This window comes from Okeania sp. SIO2B9, from assembly GCF_010672505.1.
Lineage (GTDB): Bacteria > Cyanobacteriota > Cyanobacteriia > Cyanobacteriales > Microcoleaceae > Okeania > Okeania hirsuta.
The window spans coordinates 1-2,279 of sequence record NZ_JAAHGK010001229.1; the positions used below are offsets into that span (position 1 = coordinate 1).

The 2,279-nt window shown below is 37.8% G+C and carries 1 protein-coding gene; it reads right to left on the bottom strand.

Annotation, left to right across the window (positions count from 1 at the left end; translation table 11 throughout):
* Positions 1-105: 105 nt before the first annotated feature.
* Positions 106-2,277 (bottom strand): polyphosphate kinase 1, encoded by a 2,172-nt coding sequence (gene ppk1, locus F6K13_RS29240; protein WP_124142904.1) that lies wholly within the window; start codon positions 2,275-2,277, stop codon positions 106-108.
* Positions 2,278-2,279 lie beyond the last annotated feature (2 nt).

Consider the following 2,279-nt stretch of genomic DNA (forward strand, 5'->3'; position numbering starts at 1 on the left):
AATTCTTTCCCCTCCTGGGAGGGGGAGGGGCGAGGGGTGGGTTCCCTACTGCCTACAGCAAAGCTGCCTACTCCCTCTTTTGGAGGAGATGTCTAGTGCCTATATCTAATTATTGATTGATGTTTCCATCAAAATTTTATGAGAACCCAATTCTGGAGAATTATCAACAGGGCGACGCTGAATATACTGACCATCTGATTGTAAATCCCAAGCTTGACGGTTGTCAGATAACAGAATACCCATAATCTCTTGCAGCTCTTTCGTTAAGTCAGGATCTTCAATAGGAGTAATAGCTTCTACCCGACGGTCAAGATTACGAGGCATCCAGTCCGCAGAACCAATATATACCTCCTCTTGAGCATTATTATAAAAGTAGAAAATACGAGAATGTTCTAAATAACGCCCAATAATACTTACTACCTTAATATTTTCACTTACACTCTCTAAACCAGGACGCAGACAGCAAATACCTCGAACAATCAAATCAATTTTCACCCCTGCTTGAGAAGCTTCGTATAACTTAGCAATTATTTTCGAGTCCACCAAAGAATTCATCTTAGCAACAATGCGACCTGTTTTTCCTTTTTGGCAATTCTCAATTTCACGATTAATGAGCTTAATAAAGCGATCGCGCATATTTACAGGAGCTATCAACAATTTCCGATAAGACTGCTGGCGCGAATATCCTGTCAAGAAATTAAACAAATCTGTTAAATCTGCTCCTAACTCTGGGCGACTGCTAAATAAACCTAAATCAGTATAAAATTTAGCTGTTTTGGGATTATAGTTACCAGTGCCAATATGAACATAGCGACGGATATGACCTTCTTCCTGACGCACCACCATCACAATTTTCGTATGAGTCTTCAGACCTGCTAAACCATAAACAACGTGAACGCCAGATTGTTCTAACTTCCGCGCCCACTGAATATTATTTTCTTCATCAAATCTTGCTTTCAATTCCACCAATGCTGCTACTTGTTTGCCATTTTCTGCTCCAGCAATTAAAGCATTGATAATAGGTGAATCTCCAGAAGTACGGTAGAGAGTCATCTTAATTGCCAACACATTAGGATCGTGGGCAGCTTGAGTAATGAAACTTTGTACCGTACTTGCAAAAGAGTGATATGGATGATGTACCAATACATCTTTCTGGCGAATGACTGCAAAAAAGTCTATGCCATTATTCTTATTCTGGTCAGAAGTTGCTATGCGATCGCCATGATTTCGCAACCGTGATGGGATAGTAGATGCCCAATTTGGATCTTTGAGTTGTGGTAATGGTAACCCCATGAATGACATCAAATCTTTTAAATCAAGTAATCCATCTACTGTGTATACATCCTTTTCTGATAGCTCCAACTTTTCCATTAATATCTTTTTTAATGTACTAGGCATTGTTGAATTAATTTCCATTCTCACTACGGTACCACCAATACGGCGTTTTTGCAGTTCTTTTTCAATTACCAATAGCAAGTCATCACCTTCATCTTCTTGCACTGATAGATCGGCATCACGAGTAACCCGAAATAGATGATATTCCTGGATATCCATACCAGGAAACAGAGCACCCAAGTTATGAGCAATGACTTGTTCGAGAGTCACTCCCATCCAATGTACAGTTTCATTCTTTTCTTGCACCTGTAGTTTTTCTGGCAAGGGTAAAAACCGAGGTAATATTTTGGGAACTTTGATTCTGGCTAATAAATCTTCCTGAGTTTCTGGATTTTTCAGCATTACTGCTAAGTTTAAACTGAGATTAGATAGATATGGAAAAGGGTGACTAGCATCAATAGCTAAAGGTGTTAGTACAGGAAATATATGTTCTTCAAAATAGTTTTGTAAGTATGTTTTTTGTTTTTGATTGAGGTCTATATAATTGAGGATATGAATGCCATTTTTTACTAACTCTGGTCGTAAAGTTTTCTCAAAGAATTGATGTTGTAAAGAAACCATTGGCAATAGTCTTTGATTAATCCCATCAAGTTGTTTTTGGGGGGTACGACCGTCTGGAGTTAATTTATTTACTTCAGCTTCTATTTGTTTTTTCAGAATTGCTACTCTGACCATGAAGTATTCATCTAAATTAGAACTAAAAATTCCTAAAAACTTTAAACGCTCTAATAAGGGAGTACGGGGGTCTAAACCTTCAGATAAAACTCTACGGTTAAACTCTAACCAACTAAATTCTCTATTAAAGTAGTATTGTGGATCGCTAAAATTTTTTTCTGCCTTAGTTTCTGCACTTTCTGTCGCATTCTTTTTGTTTTTGGACATAG